This window comes from Sulfurospirillum halorespirans DSM 13726 (assembly GCF_001723605.1).
GTDB lineage: Bacteria > Campylobacterota > Campylobacteria > Campylobacterales > Sulfurospirillaceae > Sulfurospirillum > Sulfurospirillum halorespirans.
On record NZ_CP017111.1, the window covers coordinates 1,809,383 to 1,826,901 of the forward strand.

17 protein-coding genes are annotated in these 17,519 nt (G+C 41.4%); 8 read left to right on the forward strand and 9 right to left on the reverse strand.

Going from position 1 to position 17,519, the window contains the following annotated elements; translation table 11 throughout:
* The 4 genes from SHALO_RS09060 to purH all read right to left on the reverse strand — a co-directional run bounded on the left by SHALO_RS09060 (position 1) and on the right by purH (position 5,223).
* Positions 1–1,263, reverse strand: a complete 1,263-nt coding sequence (locus SHALO_RS09060; RefSeq protein WP_069478236.1) for a hypothetical protein — start codon at positions 1,261–1,263, stop codon at positions 1–3.
* A gap of 4 nt (positions 1,264–1,267) precedes the next feature.
* The gene (locus SHALO_RS09065; RefSeq protein ID WP_238585225.1) at positions 1,268–1,624 is read right to left on the reverse strand and encodes a hypothetical protein; all 357 of its coding nucleotides are present in this window, start codon (positions 1,622–1,624) and stop codon (positions 1,268–1,270) included.
* Between the two features lie 95 nt (positions 1,625–1,719).
* A complete protein-coding gene (locus SHALO_RS09070; RefSeq protein WP_069478237.1) occupies positions 1,720–3,540 on the reverse strand; it encodes a KUP/HAK/KT family potassium transporter in 1,821 nt (606 codons plus the stop codon).
* Positions 3,541–3,690: 150 nt separating this feature from the next.
* Positions 3,691–5,223 (reverse strand): bifunctional phosphoribosylaminoimidazolecarboxamide formyltransferase/IMP cyclohydrolase, encoded by a 1,533-nt coding sequence (gene purH, locus SHALO_RS09075; protein ID WP_069478238.1) that lies wholly within the window; start codon positions 5,221–5,223, stop codon positions 3,691–3,693.
* 103 nt (positions 5,224–5,326) lie between these two features.
* On the opposite strand from purH, the gene SHALO_RS09080 reads away from it, so the two are divergent.
* Positions 5,327–5,764: a disulfide oxidoreductase gene (locus SHALO_RS09080; RefSeq protein ID WP_069478239.1), complete on the forward strand. Its 438-nt coding sequence runs from the start codon at positions 5,327–5,329 to the stop codon at positions 5,762–5,764.
* A 111-nt stretch (positions 5,765–5,875) separates the two neighbouring features.
* Complete coding sequence (locus SHALO_RS09085; protein WP_069478240.1) at positions 5,876–6,502, forward strand: DsbA family protein; 627 nt, start codon at positions 5,876–5,878, stop codon at positions 6,500–6,502.
* Positions 6,503–6,511: 9 nt separating this feature from the next.
* Here the strand turns inward: SHALO_RS09085 and SHALO_RS09090 are convergent, their stop codons facing one another.
* Positions 6,512–6,994, reverse strand: a complete 483-nt coding sequence (locus SHALO_RS09090; protein ID WP_069478241.1) for an acyl-CoA thioesterase — start codon at positions 6,992–6,994, stop codon at positions 6,512–6,514.
* Entirely contained in the window at positions 6,995–7,747 is a 753-nt protein-coding gene (locus SHALO_RS09095; protein ID WP_069478242.1) for a DnaJ domain-containing protein, read from the reverse strand.
* Positions 7,748–7,823: 76 nt separating this feature from the next.
* Here SHALO_RS09095 and SHALO_RS09100 point away from each other — a divergent pair, with 76 nt between their 5' ends.
* The 4 genes from SHALO_RS09100 to SHALO_RS09115 are packed head-to-tail and all read left to right on the forward strand — an operon-like array spanning position 7,824 to position 11,261.
* Positions 7,824–8,957: a MalY/PatB family protein gene (locus tag SHALO_RS09100; protein WP_069478243.1), complete on the forward strand. Its 1,134-nt coding sequence runs from the start codon at positions 7,824–7,826 to the stop codon at positions 8,955–8,957.
* The gene (locus tag SHALO_RS09105; RefSeq protein WP_069478244.1) at positions 8,954–9,829 is read left to right on the forward strand and encodes a metallophosphoesterase family protein; all 876 of its coding nucleotides are present in this window, start codon (positions 8,954–8,956) and stop codon (positions 9,827–9,829) included. Before SHALO_RS09100 ends, SHALO_RS09105 begins: the two co-directional genes overlap by 4 nt.
* Before the next feature lie 41 nt (positions 9,830–9,870).
* The gene (locus tag SHALO_RS09110; protein WP_069478245.1) at positions 9,871–10,491 is read left to right on the forward strand and encodes an NlpC/P60 family protein; all 621 of its coding nucleotides are present in this window, start codon (positions 9,871–9,873) and stop codon (positions 10,489–10,491) included.
* On the forward strand, positions 10,488–11,261 hold the full coding sequence (locus SHALO_RS09115; RefSeq protein WP_069478246.1) for an NlpC/P60 family protein: 774 nt from the start codon (positions 10,488–10,490) through the stop codon (positions 11,259–11,261). Before SHALO_RS09110 ends, SHALO_RS09115 begins: the two co-directional genes overlap by 4 nt.
* A gap of 66 nt (positions 11,262–11,327) precedes the next feature.
* On the opposite strand, the gene SHALO_RS09120 is transcribed toward SHALO_RS09115, so the two are convergent.
* The 3 genes from SHALO_RS09120 to SHALO_RS09130 form a co-directional block, all read right to left on the reverse strand.
* The gene (locus tag SHALO_RS09120) at positions 11,328–11,924 is read right to left on the reverse strand and encodes a DUF2238 domain-containing protein (protein WP_069478247.1); all 597 of its coding nucleotides are present in this window, start codon (positions 11,922–11,924) and stop codon (positions 11,328–11,330) included.
* 106 nt (positions 11,925–12,030) lie between these two features.
* Positions 12,031–14,232, reverse strand: a complete 2,202-nt coding sequence (gene purL / locus SHALO_RS09125) for a phosphoribosylformylglycinamidine synthase subunit PurL (protein ID WP_069478248.1) — start codon at positions 14,230–14,232, stop codon at positions 12,031–12,033.
* 61 nt (positions 14,233–14,293) lie between these two features.
* Positions 14,294–16,180 carry a putative bifunctional diguanylate cyclase/phosphodiesterase gene (locus SHALO_RS09130; RefSeq protein WP_069478249.1) on the reverse strand — a complete coding sequence of 629 codons (1,887 nt, stop codon included), beginning with the start codon at positions 16,178–16,180 and terminating at the stop codon, positions 14,294–14,296.
* 145 nt (positions 16,181–16,325) lie between these two features.
* On the opposite strand from SHALO_RS09130, the gene tatB reads away from it, so the two are divergent.
* Complete coding sequence (tatB, locus tag SHALO_RS09135) at positions 16,326–16,751, forward strand: Sec-independent protein translocase protein TatB (RefSeq protein WP_069478250.1); 426 nt, start codon at positions 16,326–16,328, stop codon at positions 16,749–16,751.
* On the forward strand, positions 16,751–17,512 hold the full coding sequence (tatC, locus tag SHALO_RS09140) for a twin-arginine translocase subunit TatC (protein ID WP_069478251.1): 762 nt from the start codon (positions 16,751–16,753) through the stop codon (positions 17,510–17,512). Before tatB ends, tatC begins: the two co-directional genes overlap by 1 nt.
* The last annotated feature ends 7 nt before the right edge of the window (positions 17,513–17,519 follow it).

Consider the following 17,519-nt stretch of genomic DNA (forward strand, 5'->3'; position numbering starts at 1 on the left):
TTACTCCTTCATTTTATAATTAAATGCGTAAAGCGCATTCAATGCGACTAAGACAAGTGAACTTAACAGCAACACGCTTCCTAGAAAAAAAAGTCTCTCTATCTGAGTGACAACACCACTGCACAGTATCCCTACTGCAATAAATAACATCCATGTTTGGCTGTCTGCCATCTTGGTATGAATCATCTGATGCAACAAAGGTACTTTTTGCTTTCCAACTAAGGGTGAGAATTTCTCATACCAGATCAAAAAAGGCAAGATTTTATAGATATGCCCCACGATAAAGGAGAGCAAAAAGCCAAAAAAGAAAAGCACGCCTGAAAGAATGCCCAAATAGGCCTCGCCTAGAATAAAATAAAGCGTACATGTAAACACCGAAGTAACCAAACAGACCAGTGCAAAAAGAATATTTTTGACCCAATAATCATTTTGTTTGCGCACCCTTTGTCTTAGAATCATAGCGATCTGCACAACAAAAGAGAGCACCCCTAAAACCATGCACAAAGCGGCAATGCTTTGCACCAAAAGAGGAAAGGACGCAATAAGTGCGATCATCATTAACGTCACACCAAAACTGTGCAGATAAAATGCTCTGTTGATCCACTGCTCACTAAAATTATGTGAGAGTGAAAACATCGGAATAAGCACCATAGAAACGCCCATAACGATCATCATCACAAATCCACCAAGGGTTCCTATGATGTGCGCTTTCACCCAAGCATCGATGTCTATGGCTAAAAGACCATGTCCTAGACTCAGTCCTATGAGGAGACCAAGGCTCGTGGAAATAAACAAAAAGATCGTACCAATGAGTAAAAATTTACTCACCAAGGTAATCTTCTCTAAACGGTAAAAGGTGAGGAAAACATTGAAACAAAAAATCAGCATTGAAAGGTAGGTAATAACCGCGCCGTAAGGAATCAATAGATGAAACTCTGCAAAGCTAAATCCGCTGACCATCAGTGAAAAGCCAACAACGTACATGTAAAACTGCACATAAGCAAAATCTTTGGAAAAAATGGGCGCTTCAAGCACGACAGGCAATAGCTGATACATCGCCCCAAAGATAATCATCATCACAAATCCCAGCAAATAAAGATGTGAAAATGCCGCAAGGGAAGAGGAGATGATATAGCCTGAAATGTCAGAGCTCATCGACAAAAGTGCTCCACCACTAAGCGTTAAAAAGAGAATCCCTGCGATAAAAAAATGCGCGACCAAAACAAACGGTGGTGCCATCTCCGTGGCAAGTGAGACTTTCATGCTCTCATCCTGCGCACTGTTTTTGGCTAAGATCTACTTTGTCACTCATTCCCTCTTTGTAGGAAAAAATCAGTTGAAGTTTGCCACCATCAAGCTCCCTCACTTCAATGTCGTAAAAGAGTTGCACTTTGGCAAGCAGTCCTACAGGCGAGCGGTGGTTGATCATCACCACTTTTTTCGTAGGTGCATCTAAAAGTTCCAGTGCAATCATCGCGTTAACCATCGGTTCAGGTGGCACACATGTCGAAGTATCGAAGCTAATAAACTCTATGCCTTCTTGAAAATAGGTGAAAAAAGGAACCGTTGCATTGTTTACATGTAAAAGCGTTGCGTCAATTGGAAAGCTGTTTGAAGTCATCATAGTTTCATCCTTTGTTTTGATGAAACTATAATGCAAAGCGAGGTTAATTTCCTTAATCTACATCAAGAAAAAGACAAATCGTGTCTGAATTGATTTTAGATCTCTGCTCGTCTTGAAACACCGATCAGTTTTTCACTTGGGAAGTTATAAAAACTGACAAAACTAGGTGACATATCTTTAATAAACGCATAGAGTTTCCACCAAAGAGAGTGCGAAACGATCTCTTCATCGCCGTAAAAAATGGTTCGCTCATTGATGTTTTGACTTTTTAAAATCTCTTCCATATTGAACACTTCCATATAGCCTACAAAAATGACCAATAACGAAAGACCCGGAGCGAGGTTTGAAAACTCGCATTCAACCCCTAAAGGCTCACTCGTTGGCTTCATTTTAACAATCACGTTGCGCTCATAAATAATGCCGTTTTGAAACATCGTCTTTGGAATGTAAGCAGGAATATTCTCTTTTTTACGAGCAAAAAAGAGTGCGGTACCTTCGATGTGAGACTCTTGGGTGTAATGCACTTTGTACTCTTTTAAAAACTCATCTTTATCGACCGATAAAAACGAAGAGTAAAGACGTTTTTGCCCTTCCGTGTATAAAATAATCAACCCCAAAGGCACCGAAGCAATCAAAAGCGACCAGTATCCACCATGCGGAATTTTTAAAAGACATGACGTAAAAAAGACAAAACTGGTCGTGCCTGAGAGAAGAGCAAACACCATTTTGATCCATGACCTGCGATACGCAAAAATGATGACCATTAACGTTCCTGTGATGCTCATGGCTCCTGATACGGCAAGTCCATATGCCGCGGCAAGCTTGCCTGATTCTTGAAAGACAAAGAGCATGATGATCACACAGCCAAATAAAAACCAATTCACGGAGCCCACATAGATTTGAGAGCGAAGTTCATGTGACGTGTATTCAACCCTAAAATGGGGGAAAATACGTGTTGTCATCGCTTGATACAGTACAGAGAAAATACCGCTAATCATCGCTTGAGAAGCAATAATCGTCGCAATAATCGTTAAAATTAAAAAGGGAATAAAAAACTGTGGTGCAAACTCTTGCATCATTTCAAAGAGAGGGCTACCTGTACATTCGGGGTGAGTCAATAAAAAAGCACCTTGCCCGTAATAACTGAGCACCAACGCTACAAAAGCAAAAATCCACCCTTTCAAGATAGGAAGCCTTCCTAAATGCCCCATATCGGCATACAACGCTTCACCACCCGTTGTCGCAAGGACAATATCGGCTAATAAAATAAAGGTAATCAGAGGAAATTTCATCGCAAAATTGATCGCGTAGAGTGGGTTCATTGCCTCTAAAATACTACTCTCTTGTATAATGTACCAAAGCCCTACACCCCCAAGGGTTAAAAACCAAATGACCATCACAGGGCCAAAAGCAGAGGCAACTTTTTCAATACCTCTTTTTTGAACAATGAAGAGTACCAAAGCAATCACTGAAGCAAAAATGAGAAGATAGATACGTGGCGTCTCTTCGTAGTGAGGAATCAGTAAAACGCCTTCCACCGCACTTAAAATACTAATAGCAGGCGTAATAACACCATCGCCAATCATCAAAGAGAGTCCCAAAAAGCCTAAAACGGACACAATCGCAGCCATCCGCGTATTTTGAAGATACGGGGTTAAAATCTGAACTAAAACGACCGTTCCACCCTCACCTTTTTCACTCAAACTCGTAGCAAGCCAAGCGTATTGAATCGTTACTAAAACAATGAGTGCCCAAAAGACAAAAGACAAAATACCTAAAATACTCTCTACCATCGGAGGTACGATTAAAAAAATTACAGCTAATGTATAAATAGGACTCGTTCCAATATCACCATAAACAACACCCAATGCTTTAATAACCATCATCTCATTTTTAATGCGTTCGCGTAATGTCATTGACCACCTTCGTTAAACTTAAAAGAACCATAAGGAGGATTATAAAGCAGAAGAGATTAAAATAATATCAAAATTGTGGCGATAAAAAGGGTTGAGATTTTAAAGAGGAGAAGAAGCGCCATAGCAAGCACTTCTTCTTTTGAAAGTATGTTAATGTAAAAAGTGTCTCACACCCGTAAAATAAAGCGCCATACCGTGCTCATTGGCAGCAGCGATGACATCCTCATCACGAATACTACCACCGGGTTCAATGATCGCTTTAACACCCGCTGCAGCTGCAGCATCAATGCTATCACGAAATGGGAAAAACGCTTCACTCGCTAAGGCTGCGCCACTAACATCAATGCCCATCTCTTCGGCTTTGCGAAGTGCCGCTTTGGCGGCGTCCACACGACTGGTCATTCCCATACCAATCGCTACCATTGAGCTGTCTTTCACATAGACCACACAGTTTGATTTGGTTAGACTTGCCACTTTATAAGCAATTTCAAGATCGCTCAGCTCTTGTTTGGAAGCCGTTCGTTTGGTTAAGCATTTTGCATTTTTAATTTCATCATCATTCACCCTGTCGCTCTCTTGGAACACAAAACCACCATCGACGTGTTTAAAGTCATACGCATCTTCGCTAAGCACTAAGTATTTGCTCTCTTGCGTAAAGATTTTGATACGTTTTTTAGCATCAAAAACATGCAACGCATCATCATCCACGTTTGCAGCAATGATCACTTCGACGAAAATTTCATTGATTTTCTCAGCCAAGGCTTTGTTCAAGGTTCCATTGATCGCCACAACGCCGCCATACGCAGAAACAGGATCACATTTTAGCGCTTTAACATAGCTATCCACCAGATCGCCACCAATCGCAAACCCACACGGATTGGCGTGTTTGATGATACACACCGCTGGAGCATCACCAAAGGAAGCGGCGATTTTAACAGCGCCGTTGATGTCGGTCATATTGTTAAAACTGGCTTCGCCTTTAAGGGTTTTGAAGTTGTTACTAAAGAAGTAGTCAAACTCGTACAATGAACCCTTTTGGTGTGGGTTCTCACCATAACGGGTATCGAACGCTTTGGTTCCAACGATGAACTGTTTCTCACCAAAACCGTTGTTAAAACGCTTGTTCATGTAGTTGGCGATCATGCTGTCATATGCACCGGTGTGCTCGAATGCTTTGATCATCAAATCTCGTCTAAATTCTAATGTATTTTTGCCCAATTTTAGCGCTTCAATTACGTTATCATAATCCAAAACATCGGTCACGATCAGAACATCGTTAAAGTTTTTTGCCGCACTGCGCACCATAGCAGGACCGCCGATGTCAATATTTTCAATGATTTCATCAAAATCTTCGGTCTTAGCAATCGTCTCTTTAAACGGATACAGATTGACACATACAAGGTCGATTCCTTCAATGCCATGCTCTTTAGCAAGCTTTACATGTAAAGGTAAATCCCTACGATGTAAAATGCCTCCGTGGATCATTGGGTTGAGCGTTTTCACACGTCCGTCAAACATCTCAGGGAACTTGGTCACTTCGCTGATCTCCAAAGCTTTCACACCCTCTTCGTTTAAAAGTTTATAGGTTCCACCCGTTGAAATGATCTCAAAACCCAACGCCTCCAAATCCTTAGCAAACTCGACAATCCCCGTTTTATCGCTGACACTAATTAACGCTCTCACACTCGTCCTTTTTATCTATGTTTATAATTTATTGATGTTTTTATTTTACAATACGTTCCTTTTAGGACGTATTAAATAGAATACACAAAATTTTGGAGAGTGAATGAATCAAATACAAAAGTCGTCAAACACACTTTTTACACTGCTTTTTTTTGCATGGATCGTTTCGATGGTCGCAACACTTGGAAGCCTTTTTTTCAGTGAAGTCATGATGTTTCCACCCTGTGTGATGTGTTGGTATCAACGCATTTGCATGTACCCATTAGCGATTCTTTTTCTCGTCGCACTTTTTTGTAACGATAAAAATGTGTTTAAATACGCAATGCCACTTGTGCTTCTAGGACTTTTCTTTGCCATTTACCACAATTTGCTCTACTTTGGCATCGTGCCAGAGACGCTCGCTCCGTGTTCTCAAGGTGTTTCATGTACGAGTGATTATATCAACTGGTTTGGATTTATCACGATTCAATTTCTCTCACTGGTCGCATTTGCACTTATTTTTGTTACTTTAATTTTCATTAGACGTCTTCTGCCTCGTTAGAGGCAAGCTTTAGCGCCACAGCGGCATAGCGTAGGTTTTTAGGCTTTGCCTAAAAACCGTCATAAAAAGAGTTCTGCAAGAACTCTATCAAATTAAAAGGCTTTATAAATTATGAAAAAACAGACCCTTATTATCGCTTCGCTCTTTGTTCTTGTGCTTCTTTTTGTCGGAGGAAGTTATCTGTATAAAAATGCTGACCATTCCGTTTCCAGCGAAAAAACGTCCGCTCTTTTGCGCCCTTACGCCTATGTTCTAGGCAATCCCAATGCCAAAACCACGATTGTCGAGTTTTTTGACCCCGCGTGCGGTACATGTAAAAGTTTTTACCCATTTGTCAAAAACATTCTCAAACAAAATCCTGACAAACTCAAACTGGTTCTTCGTTACGCTCCTTTTCACACCGACTCTTACTACGTCGTTGCCATGATCGAAGCGGCACGTTTGCAAGGCAAATACCTCGAAGCACTCGAAGTCATTTACAAATACCAAGACAAATGGGCAAGCCACGGCACGCCCAATATTGGACTGATTTGGGGATTTTTACCCGAAGTGGGAATTGACATCGAGAAATTAAAAGATGATATGAAAAAACCTGAGATTGATGCGCTCATTAAACAAGACATAGAAGACACCAAAACCCTAGGTGTCAAAGCAACCCCAGAGTTTTTTGTCAATGGCAAGCCACTGGTCAAATTTGGTAAACAAGAGTTAGAAGAGCTTATCGCCTCCGAACTCTAAAAATCACCCCTAATTTTGGGGTGTAATCTCATTGTAGCCATGAAGTCTGATGTCGCGACGACGTTTGCCATCATGGTAACGCCTCTTTTCCACATCGGTTTCGGGCATTAAAGGAGGAACGGGTGTGGGTCTTCCTTTATCGTCCACCGCTACCATCGTGAAAAAACAGCTGTTCGTATGCGTTGCAATCCCTTTTTGAATATTTTCCGCAATGACTTTAATGCCCACTTCCATCGATGTTTTACCCGTAAAATTCACACTGGCTAAAAATGTGACCAGCATGCCCACAGGAATCGCTTGTTTGAAAATGACCTGATCCACCGACATCGTCACAACGTACCCTCCACAATAACGTGCAGCACAGGCATAAGCCACTTGATCGAGAAGCTTTAACAGGTCTCCTCCATGCACATTGCCCGAAAAATTGGCTTTATCGGGTGTCATTAACACCGACATACTTAGGGTGTGCTTCTCAAAAGGGGTTGTTAGCATCTAATTTTTTTCCTTTTTTATCATCTCATACGCTTCATTAATCTCTTGAAGCTTTGTCGTTGCAGCATCAATGATGCTTTGATCTTTCCCCTGCCCCATTAAAATATCAGGATGGTACTCTTTGACTAAAGCGCGGTACTTTTTCTTAATGCTCTCCATATCTTCGCTTGGATCTGCGCCTAAAACGTCATAGGCATTTTTTATTCCCATCTGCGCTTGGGAGGCTTTATTGGCGTAAAATTGCTCAAACGCAGCGATAAGTTTTTCAAAATCAGCGCGTTTGATCATGAGTGCACCCGCGATATCTTCGGTGATCATCAGCTCCGCTTGCGAAAAACTGTTGTCGATGAAAGCAAGATTGAGCAGATACTCCATCACTTTGAGACGTTTGGTATAGTCATTTTGGGTGAGTTTGAGGTATTTTTGAGAAACTATAAGCGTGTTATCAAAGCTTTGCATCTCTTTTTCATAGATTACTTTAAGCGCTTCACGAATGCTTTCACTGTTTTCAAACACACGAGCGATATCACTAAACGTATGCTTTAAAAGCTCCGCTTCCAGTTCGCAAACCCTGCCATCAGCCTTCGCGACTTTTGCCATCAATGCAACCAAAAGCCCAGCCTCATGCTCAGCCAAATCGCCTCTAAGTGTCTGTTTTACATCAACATTGATGTGTTGATACGCTTCAGTTTGATAGTTTTTTGTTAACAAATAAAACACTACAATAACGACTGCAATAATAATATAGGTCATTTTTTCACCTTTACATGTAAAACGAAATTTTGGCAAATATGCTACAATCATTACACTAAAAATAAGGACAATTTGAATGTTTAATTTCGATGAAATCGTAGATAGAACCCAAACACCTTGCGAGAAATGGGACAAATACAAAAACCAAGACATCATTCCAGCTTGGGTTGCCGATATGGATTTCAAATCGCCTCCGTGTGTGATAGACGCTCTTCAAAAAAGAGTCGCTGAGGGTGTTTTTGGTTATACCGGAATTGATGATGAAACCTATGATGCGATCATTGCCTTTTTGAAACGCCATTACAACTGGGAAATCAAAAAAGAGTGGATTTTATTTACGCATGGCGTTGTCAGCAGTATGAATGTCGCGTGCATGGCGGTGGAGGGGCAAAGTGTGATGACCACAACACCCGTTTATCCCCATTTTATCAAAGCACCTAAACATGCGGGCAAAGAGGTTTTAGCCATTGCGATGAAAGAGGAAAACAACCGCTGGGTGCTCGACTTTGAAGCGATGGAGAGAGCTATAACGCCTACATGTAAACTCTTTATGCTTTGCAATCCTTACAATCCAGCAGGAACGGTCTTTACATGTAAAGAGTTGGAGAGACTTGGCGCTTTTTGTTTAAAACACGACCTGACCATCTGTTCGGACGAGATTCATGCCGATCTGCTTTTGAATTCAGAGGCGAAACATATTCCATTTGCAACGCTCAGTGAAGCGCTTGCCCAAAAGAGCATCACGCTGATGGCACCGAGTAAAACCTTTAACATTGCGGGGCTTCAAGCCTCTTTTGCGGTTATTCCCAACGCGGAACTTCGAAAACGTTTTCAAAAGACGATGGGAAGCATGGTTGGAGGTATTAATCTTTTGGGCATTACCGCACTCAAAGCGGCGTACCTTGAAGGCGATACGTGGCTGGCGGAGCTTCGTGTCTATTTGGCTGAAAATCTTAAAATGGTTCAAGACTTTGTCGCGCGCAATCCTAAGCTTAAACTCTTAGATCAAGAAGCAACTTTTCTCGCGTGGATCGATGCAAGCGCTTTACATGTAAAGAGTCCATACGCATTTTTTCTTGACTTTGGTGTAGGGTTAAGTGATGGTGAACCGTTTGGCAACCAAAACTTTATACGCCTCAATTTCGGAACTCAAAAAAGTGTTTTAGAAGAAATTTTAAATCGCATGCAAAAGGCGATGGATAGCCTATGATCAAGTCTTTTTTAGGACTTATCATCGCCCTAAGCCTTTACGGAGGAGCGCACATTGTTATACTTGGCGATCCGCATATTCCAGGAAAACGCCTCGATAACAAAGAACAGGTTTTAGAGCAGATCAACCAGTGGAACGATGTTGACAGTGTTGTAGCCATGGGCGATCTCTGCTCGCAAACAGGCACGCAGGAGGAGTATGAACAGGTTCAGGCTTATTTTTTCAAACTTACAAAACCTCTTTATGTCATTACAGGCAATCATGATTTTATCTATGCCGATACACTCGATGCCAATGGTAAACTCCAACACGCATCTCGTGAGATTCAAGAGGCAAAACTCATGCGATTTCAAACCATATTTAACCTTTCAAAGCTTTATTACAGCGTGATTAAAGAGCATTATTTGCTTCTATTCCTCTCAGCCGATGCTTCTTCGCATTTAGCGGAACTCTCCCCTGAACAGCTTGAATGGTTTGAAAATGAGCTGAAAACCCATCCAACAATGCCAACGATTGTCTTTTTTCATGCACCACTTGATCATACATTGGAGAGTTACAACCATTGGGCCAATACACCCAATTTTATCGCACAGCCCAAAGAGAAATTACACCAGATTATCATCCATAATCCCCAACTTTTTTTATGGGTCAGTGGACACACGCACACATCTGCCAAAGAGCCGAGTTTTGCTTCTGCCTTAAATCGTTACGAGCAGGTCACCAACGTCCACAATAGCGATATGAACAAAGAGACAATTTGGAGCAATTCTTTGTATTTAGAAGAGGATTTTGTGCGCATTACAACGTACGATCATCACCAAAATAGATGGTTGGATGCGCTTGAACGCGTTATCGCTAAACCAAAAATTTAGGAAAAAATCGTTACTATAATGAAATTATCATGAGGATTTGAATGAGACTGTATCTAGTGGCACTGTGTGCCTGCGCATTTTTACTGAGCGGTTGTGCTCAAAAAGAGTTCACACAAAACGCTCCTGAACTTCCACAGGTTAAAGACGATACACCCAAACGCCAAGAGATCATCAAAACCGCGCTTAAATACCAAGGCAAACCCAACGGTGGCGACTGTTCAGGCTTTGTAAGCTTAGTCAATAAAGAGAGCACGCAGCCCTTCTTTAGCACAGCAGAGCTCAATGATTATTTTGAAGATGCAAGACGTTCGCTTGCGATCTACAATCTTTTAGAAGATCAAAAGCGCCTCTACCACGAAAAACCCAAAGAGGGAGACCTGATCTTTTTTGCCAATACGATTAAGAAGTATGCCAAGGCGAAAAAAAGCGTCGATAATATCACCCATATCGGTATCATCACGAAAATCGACCCTGATGAAACCGTCCATTTTATTCACCATACCAAAGGAAAAAATTTGATTAGCCAAATGAATCTTAACTATCCAACGGTCATGATGAACGACACAAAAGTCGTCAACTCCTACATGGAAAAATGCCCCAAAGATGAAGGGCATAAATGTTTAGCACCTGCTTATTTTAGCGCGTATGGGAGCATCAAATGAGACGCTGGATCGCATTGAGTGCTGTAACGCTTCTACTCGCAGGATGTGCGCAACAAGCACGCGTTGAGGCACCTGTGATTCCTATCGCTGAGAACCCTGCTCCAACGGAAGAGAAAATCTACCTTGGTGAAAAACCTTCCAATGATTTTTTCTTAAAGCAAGATCGTGAAGGTTTTGACTTGCGCCCCGTGCCTGAACTCTCTACGCGTGAAGCCATCGTGCAAAACGCTCTGTTGTATTTGGGAAAACGTGACGGAGGTGACTGCTCAGGCTTTGTGAGTCTTGTCAACTACAAAACAGGAACGCCTTTTTACCAAGAAAAAGAGCTCAGCCAAAGTTTCGATAACGCCAGAAAATCACGCGCTATGTTCAACCTTATGTCCAAAAAAGGTAACGCGTACGAGACACGCCTTCCCAACCTTGGCGACCTCGTCTTTTTTGAAAATACCGAGCGCAAACCTGCCGTAAAAACAAAAAGCAAAGCCAAAGGTAAAGAAAAAGTAGTCGCCAAACAACCTGCGGTTCAGGTCGCTGAGAATATTACCCACGTGGGAATTGTCACGAAAGTCGAGCCCGACGGAACCGTTGAGTTTATCCACCACTCCAATGGCAAAAATGTTTTGGATTATATGAATTTTAACTATCCGATGCTGACTAACAAAGATGGCAAAGTCATCAACACCTATATGAAACGCTGCCCCTCAAAAAAAGGTGCGGCGCAACCTCAGTGTATGAATATCGCCTTTTTTGTGGCATATGGGACGTTTTAGGATTTACATGTAAACATCTGAGGTGCCTCTATGCAGACACCTCTATGAATCTTCCTTTTGGATAGTTTATAAAATTTTTTTCAACTGCTTGTCATGGATAGACGATAAACTAAGCAGAGAGGCAAATCCACCCAAAAGTGCAAACGCCATATCCGATTGTGTATCCCACTGATACCCTTGTGTGCCCAAAAATGCTTCAGCATCTTCTCCCGTTGCTATGGCAACCCACCATTCTACTAATTCATAAAAGGCACTAAAAGCTAAGATAATAGAGATAATACTATAATTCAGCCACGCTCGTCCATTGATCACTTTTTTGCGAATCAATATTTCTCTGGCTAATAAAGCAGGCACAAATCCTTGGAAAAAATGACCTAATTTATCATAATTATTTCTATCGGAATGAAACATATCTCTTAACGTATCAAATAAAGGTACTTCAGCATACGTATAATGCCCACCCACCATCAAAATAATACAATGAAGTAAAATAAAAACATACAGTAAAGGTGTCAGCTTAAATGTTTTATAGGTTGCAAGAAGAAAGATCACGCCAATGATTGCAGGAAAAACTTCCAAAAACCATGTAAATTGATCTTTAGGATTGATACCAGACCAAACAAAGACTACTGAAAAAATGAGTATCCATAAATATTGATTCATTTCACTTCCTCAGACACAAAAAGTAGGATTAAAATATTGTTACATGTAAAAAAATTAAGATAAATTTTGAGAGAAAAGAGGTGCAATGACGCACCTCTTTGGCATATTAGATATCTTGTTCAATCACTTCAGCAAAACGGTTAAAGTAACGCTCTTTGATTGCTTCAACTGATTTAGAAATATCATTACATGTAAAGCTAGAACCGCCAACCGTTCCGATTTTCGTAATGGTAATACCAACAGTTTTTGCCATTGACTCAAAACCTGCTTCATCGTTGACTTCAACGATCGCACGAGAGAAACTCTCCGCAAAAATGTCTTTGGAATCGTTACATGGTAGTTTACATGTAACGCCTTTTTTACTCTTAGCAACCATTTTTGCCAACGCGATAGCGATACCGCCCACATTGACATCTTTAGCCGCATTCAAGAAACCTTTTTTATTGGCTTCGATAACAAGCCCCCAGAGTTTCAACTCTTTGTCGTAATTCAGTTCAGCGAGTGTTCCCTCGACTTTGCCAAAAAGCTCTTTCATATACAAACTACCACCAAAATCACTTTGAGTATCGCCGATGAGATAAATCGAAGCGCCCTCTTTTTGGAAGCTTGATGGAAGCGTTTTGTTCGCATCATCATTCAAACCTACCATAACGATCGCAGGGGTTGGGAAAACGCCAACGCCATTGGTTTCGTTGTAAAGAGAGACGTTACCGCTGACAACTGGCGTATTCAGTTTTGCACACGCCTCTTTGATACCGTAACAGCCTTGTGCAAACTGCCACATGACTTCTGGGTTTTCAGGGTTTCCATAGTTGAGACAATCAGTAATCGCTAGTGGGCGTGCGCCACTCATAGCAACATTTCTTCCACTCTCAGCTACCGCAGCAGCAGCGCCCATTTTAGGGTCGATGTAATTATAACGTGGATTACAGTCACTACTCATCGAAAGTGCTTTGCCGTTTTCTTTGATGCGAATCACACTTGCATCCAAACTTCCTGGTGCTTTGATCGTATTGGTTTGTACCGTTGAATCGTATTGATTGAAAATCCATGTTTTATCGCTCACTTCGACAGAATTTAGAAGAGTATCAAACGCCTTTTGGTTGTCTACTTTTGCAAAGTCATTGATCGTTGTGTTTTTAATCAAAGCCAAATAAGCTGGCTCTTTGGTTGGTCTATCATAAATAGGCGCTTGCTCACTCACAGGTTGTACGGGCATATCCGCCACTCTCTCACCATGCCAGAAGAGTTCCATATTTCCCGTTGTGGTTACTTCACCAATAATTTCAGCGTTAAGATCCCATTTTCTAAAGATGTCAACGACTTTGTCTTCATACCCTTTTTTCGCACAAATGAGCATTCGCTCTTGTGATTCAGAGAGCATAAATTCAAACGGTTGCATACCCTCTTCGCGTGCTGGAACTTTATCTAAGTGCATGATCATACCACTACCACTGCGTCCTGCCATCTCAAATGAACTCGACGTCAATCCCGCAGCTCCCATATCTTGGATACCCACGATATAGTCTGTTTTAAAGAGTTCTAAACACGCTTCCAAAAGGAGTTTCTCAGCAAAAGGATCACCTACTTGAACGGTTGGACGTAAGCTTTTGTTGGCTTCTGTAAAGCTATCGCTCGCCATAACCGCGCCACCCAGTCCATCGCGACCTGTTTTTGAGCCAACATAAACCACAGGGTTACCAAGTCCTTCAGCTTTTCCGTAAAAAATTTCATCACTTTTTGCAAGACCTAGTGTAAATGCGTTAACCAAGATATTGCCATTGTAACTCTCATCAAAGAACGTCTCGCCACCGATGGTAGGAACACCCATACAGTTACCGTATCCGCCGATACCTGCAACAACACCACGTACGAGGTAGCGTTGATGATGCGATGTGTCGTCATTATTCGTCACATTGCCAAAACGCAGCGAGTTCATATTGGCCACAGGACGCGCACCCATCGTGAAAACATCTCTTAAAATGCCGCCAACACCCGTTGCTGCACCTTGGTAAGGCTCGATGAAGCTTGGATGATTGTGTGACTCCATCTTAAAGACTGCCGCCATGCCATCGCCTACATCGATAACACCTGCATTTTCACCCGGTCCTTGAATCACCCATGGCGCTTTGGTTGGGAAACCATTGAGGTATTTTTTACTGGATTTATACGAGCAGTGCTCACTCCACATAGACGAGAAGATGCCGATCTCTAGCATGTTTGGCTCACGTCCTAAAATGTTCAAAATATTTTCATATTCGTCTTTGGTTAACTTATGTTTTTTTAACACTGCGTCTAAATTTTCCATGGATTTTTGCCCTATGTGATGTAATTAAAATGAGATTATTGTACAAAAAAGGAGCTAAAAGTTAGTTTTGATGCAAAAAGCTCTCCAACGCTTCAGCACTCATGGGTTTTGCAAACAGAAAACCTTGCATGCTGTCACATCCATTTTCGATTAAAAACACTTTTTGCTCCTCAGTCTCCACACCTTCGGCTAAAACTTCCAGCTCCAAGGTTTTGCCAAGCGCAATGATCGCTTTTGAGATTGCTTGATCGTCTCTATCACGCGGTAAATCGCGTATAAAAGAGCGGTCAATTTTGAGTTTATGCAGGGGTAATTGTTTGAGATAACTCAGAGACGAATAGCCCGTTCCAAAATCATCAATCGAGATTTTATAGCCCAAATTTTCAAGTTTTTGCAATGTTTTGGAAGAGTGCATCGGGTTGTTCATAAAACTGCTCTCCGTGACTTCAAGTTCAATGCTGAGCGCACTCACTTCTATTTTTTGGCGTATCGCCTCGATCTGCTCGATAAAATCTTCTTCTTCAATCTGAACATTGGAGATATTAATCGCGATGATGCCATTGAAAAAATTCTCGTCTTGCCATCGTTTCGCCTGCTCCAACGCTTTTTTGAAAATAAACAATCCAAGGGGGATAATAAGTCTGGTCTCTTCCGCCCTTGCAATGAAATTGTAAGGAGAGAGCAAACCCTTCACAGGGTGTTGCCATCGCACAAGCGCCTCCATGCCAATAATGGCATTGCTATGAAGGTTGATCTGCGGTTGATAATGCAGGATAAATTCATCGTATTCAATGGCATGTTTGAGATCGTTGTCAAATTTTGAGATCGTTAAAAGATGTTCTGTCATCGATGGTGTGTAAAAAAGATAATTTTTTGTGGAGTGATTTTTAGCTTCATACATGGCTGTATCGGCATTTTTAAAAAGTGCTTCAAAACTTTTTCCATCATTGGGGGAACACGCAACACCGATGCTTACACTAAGCTTAAAGTGCTCATCGGAAATGGCAATGGGCGCGTCCAAACCTTTGATGAGTTTTTGGCACAACGTTTCTACATGTAAAGCTTCATTGCTCAAGATGACAAACTCATCGCCACCAACACGGGCAATAAAATCAGAAGGATTCAACACAGATTTTAACCGTTCGGCTACCACTTGAATCACTTTATCGCCTATCGTGTGCCCATACATATCGTTAATGGTTTTGAAACGATCCAAGTCTAAAAATAAAAAGCACAACGACGACTCTTCCATCAAGCGCTGTTCAAGCTCTTGCCTCAGGTATGCACGATTGGGAAGTTTCGTTAGCGTATCGTTATGGGCTAGAAAAAGCATGTCTCTTTGGGCATTTTTACGATCACTGATGTCACGATGGGTTCCTGCAAGGCGAAGCGGTGCACCTGTTTTTGCATTGCGTTCCACCACAGCACCAGACCCCTCGATCCAAACCCAATGCCCATCCTTATGAAGCATACGAAACTCTACATTATAGGGTTGATGGTGTTTAATAGTATGTTCAACCGCTTTATGGGCTATCATACGATCTTCAGGATGAATGCGCTCCTCCCAATCGGTAACATCATCCTCAATATCTTCGCGTTTTAATCCTAAAAAAGAGAGCCATTTATCGTTTACAACATGGTGTTGATGCACGTAGTCCCAATCCCAATACCCAAGATTGGCTCCTTGAATCACATATTCCAAACGCTCTTCATGCACTTGGAGCTTTTTTTGCATCATCTCCAACTCCGTCACTCGCGCGCGAATCAGCCCATAAAGAAGTAAAGAAGTGACAATAATAAAAAAAAGTCCTTTGTAAGTCTGAATAAGCGTTAGATAAGCAACATTATCGATCAAAGACTCAACCAAACGGTCAGAAAAGAGAATCCACAGTGTCGCGAAAAGTGCATAAATAAGAACAATACGTAACGGACTGATACGAATGTGCATTCTCTTACCTCTGTTGGGGAGTTTTTGGGCAAAGCTTGTCACTACTATTTGACTCTATTATATCCCACGTTCGTGACATTTATACTCTTTTGATCAAAATTCAGATAAAATCCAACTTCAATTTAACTTCAAGGCGGTGCCTTTCATGTTTGGTATGGGAATAGGAGAAATCCTTGTTATTGCAATTATTGCTATTATATTTTTAGGACCAGAGAAACTTCCCGAAGCCATGGTCAAAGGTGCAAAATTCTTCAAATCCTTCAAAAACAGCATCAATGATGTCAAAAGTAGTTTTGAGCAAGAGATGAAAATCCAAGAACTCAAAGATGAAGCGCTTACGTATAAGAAAAAGTTGGATGAAGTAGCTACCAGTGCACGTAAAGTTATTACATTTGATGAACTTGAAGAGATCAAAAAAACAACCCAAGGGGTCAATGATTCCTTAAAAGAGCTCGAAAGCAGTGTCAAAGAGAGTGCTGCTCTTGAGACATCTTCACCTGTAGTGAGTGAGCCCATCCACGTTCAAGTGATCGAAACACCCAAAGAGACAAAAAAAGAGGAAAATGTATAATGTTTGATGAGTTAAAGCCCCATTTAGCAGAACTTCGTAAAAGACTTTCCGTTTCACTCGTTACTATTTTAGTCATGTTTCTTATCTGTTTTTCATTTTGGCAACCTATTCTTTCATGGATGATAGCCCCTCTTAAAGCCGTACTTCCAGAAGGAAGCAATGTCATTTTTACCGGCGTTCAAGAGCCTTTCTTCACCGCAATGAAAGTCGCCTTTTTTGCAGGATTTATTCTCTCACTCCCTGTTATTTTTTGGCAATTTTGGCTTTTTGTCGCTCCTGGGCTTTACGATAACGAAAAAAAACTGGTGATTCCTTTTGTGTTTGCGGCAACAATGATGTTTGCCATAGGCGCCTCTTTTTGCTACTACGTTGTTGTCCCATTAGCCTTTGCTTTTCTTATTGGTTTTGGTAGTGCTCTGTTTACCGCACTTCCTAGCATTGGTGAATACGTTGGCTTCTTCACAAAATTTTTAGTTGGATTTGGACTCTCCTTTGAAATGCCCGTTGTTATCTTCTTCTTTGCCAAACTAGGACTTGTGGATGACAAAGGCTTAAAAGAGTTTTTCCGCTATGCCATTGTCATTATCTTTGTTGTGGCAGGTATTTTAACGCCTCCGGATATTCTCTCTCAATTTTTAATGGCAGCACCGCTTCTCATACTTTACGGTATCTCTATTTTGGTCGCCAAAATTGTCAATCCATACATTCCACCTGAAAATGATGACACCGAAGAAGAGCCTGAACCAAAGAGTGAGGAATAGACCATAG

What these genes read in the sequence shown, in the direction of transcription:
- SHALO_RS09095 (WP_069478242.1), bottom strand. Translation starts at nt 7,747, where the DNA reads ATGACCTATATTATTATTGCAGTCGTTATTGTAGTGTTTTATTTGTTA.
- SHALO_RS09130 (WP_069478249.1), bottom strand. Translation starts at nt 16,180, where the DNA reads ATGCACATTCGTATCAGTCCGTTACGTATTGTTCTTATTTATGCACTT.
- SHALO_RS09060 (WP_069478236.1), bottom strand. Translation starts at nt 1,263, where the DNA reads ATGAAAGTCTCACTTGCCACGGAGATGGCACCACCGTTTGTTTTGGTC.
- SHALO_RS09110 (WP_069478245.1), top strand. Translation starts at nt 9,871, where the DNA reads ATGAGACTGTATCTAGTGGCACTGTGTGCCTGCGCATTTTTACTGAGC.
- SHALO_RS09080 (WP_069478239.1), top strand. Translation starts at nt 5,327, where the DNA reads ATGAATCAAATACAAAAGTCGTCAAACACACTTTTTACACTGCTTTTT.
- tatB (WP_069478250.1), top strand. Translation starts at nt 16,326, where the DNA reads ATGTTTGGTATGGGAATAGGAGAAATCCTTGTTATTGCAATTATTGCT.
- SHALO_RS09100 (WP_069478243.1), top strand. Translation starts at nt 7,824, where the DNA reads ATGTTTAATTTCGATGAAATCGTAGATAGAACCCAAACACCTTGCGAG.
- SHALO_RS09120 (WP_069478247.1), bottom strand. Translation starts at nt 11,924, where the DNA reads ATGAATCAATATTTATGGATACTCATTTTTTCAGTAGTCTTTGTTTGG.
- SHALO_RS09105 (WP_069478244.1), top strand. Translation starts at nt 8,954, where the DNA reads ATGATCAAGTCTTTTTTAGGACTTATCATCGCCCTAAGCCTTTACGGA.
- purL (WP_069478248.1), bottom strand. Translation starts at nt 14,232, where the DNA reads ATGGAAAATTTAGACGCAGTGTTAAAAAAACATAAGTTAACCAAAGAC.
- SHALO_RS09115 (WP_069478246.1), top strand. Translation starts at nt 10,488, where the DNA reads ATGAGACGCTGGATCGCATTGAGTGCTGTAACGCTTCTACTCGCAGGA.
- SHALO_RS09085 (WP_069478240.1), top strand. Translation starts at nt 5,876, where the DNA reads ATGAAAAAACAGACCCTTATTATCGCTTCGCTCTTTGTTCTTGTGCTT.
- SHALO_RS09070 (WP_069478237.1), bottom strand. Translation starts at nt 3,540, where the DNA reads ATGACATTACGCGAACGCATTAAAAATGAGATGATGGTTATTAAAGCA.
- tatC (WP_069478251.1), top strand. Translation starts at nt 16,751, where the DNA reads ATGTTTGATGAGTTAAAGCCCCATTTAGCAGAACTTCGTAAAAGACTT.
- SHALO_RS09090 (WP_069478241.1), bottom strand. Translation starts at nt 6,994, where the DNA reads ATGCTAACAACCCCTTTTGAGAAGCACACCCTAAGTATGTCGGTGTTA.
- SHALO_RS09065 (WP_238585225.1), bottom strand. Translation starts at nt 1,624, where the DNA reads ATGATGACTTCAAACAGCTTTCCAATTGACGCAACGCTTTTACATGTA.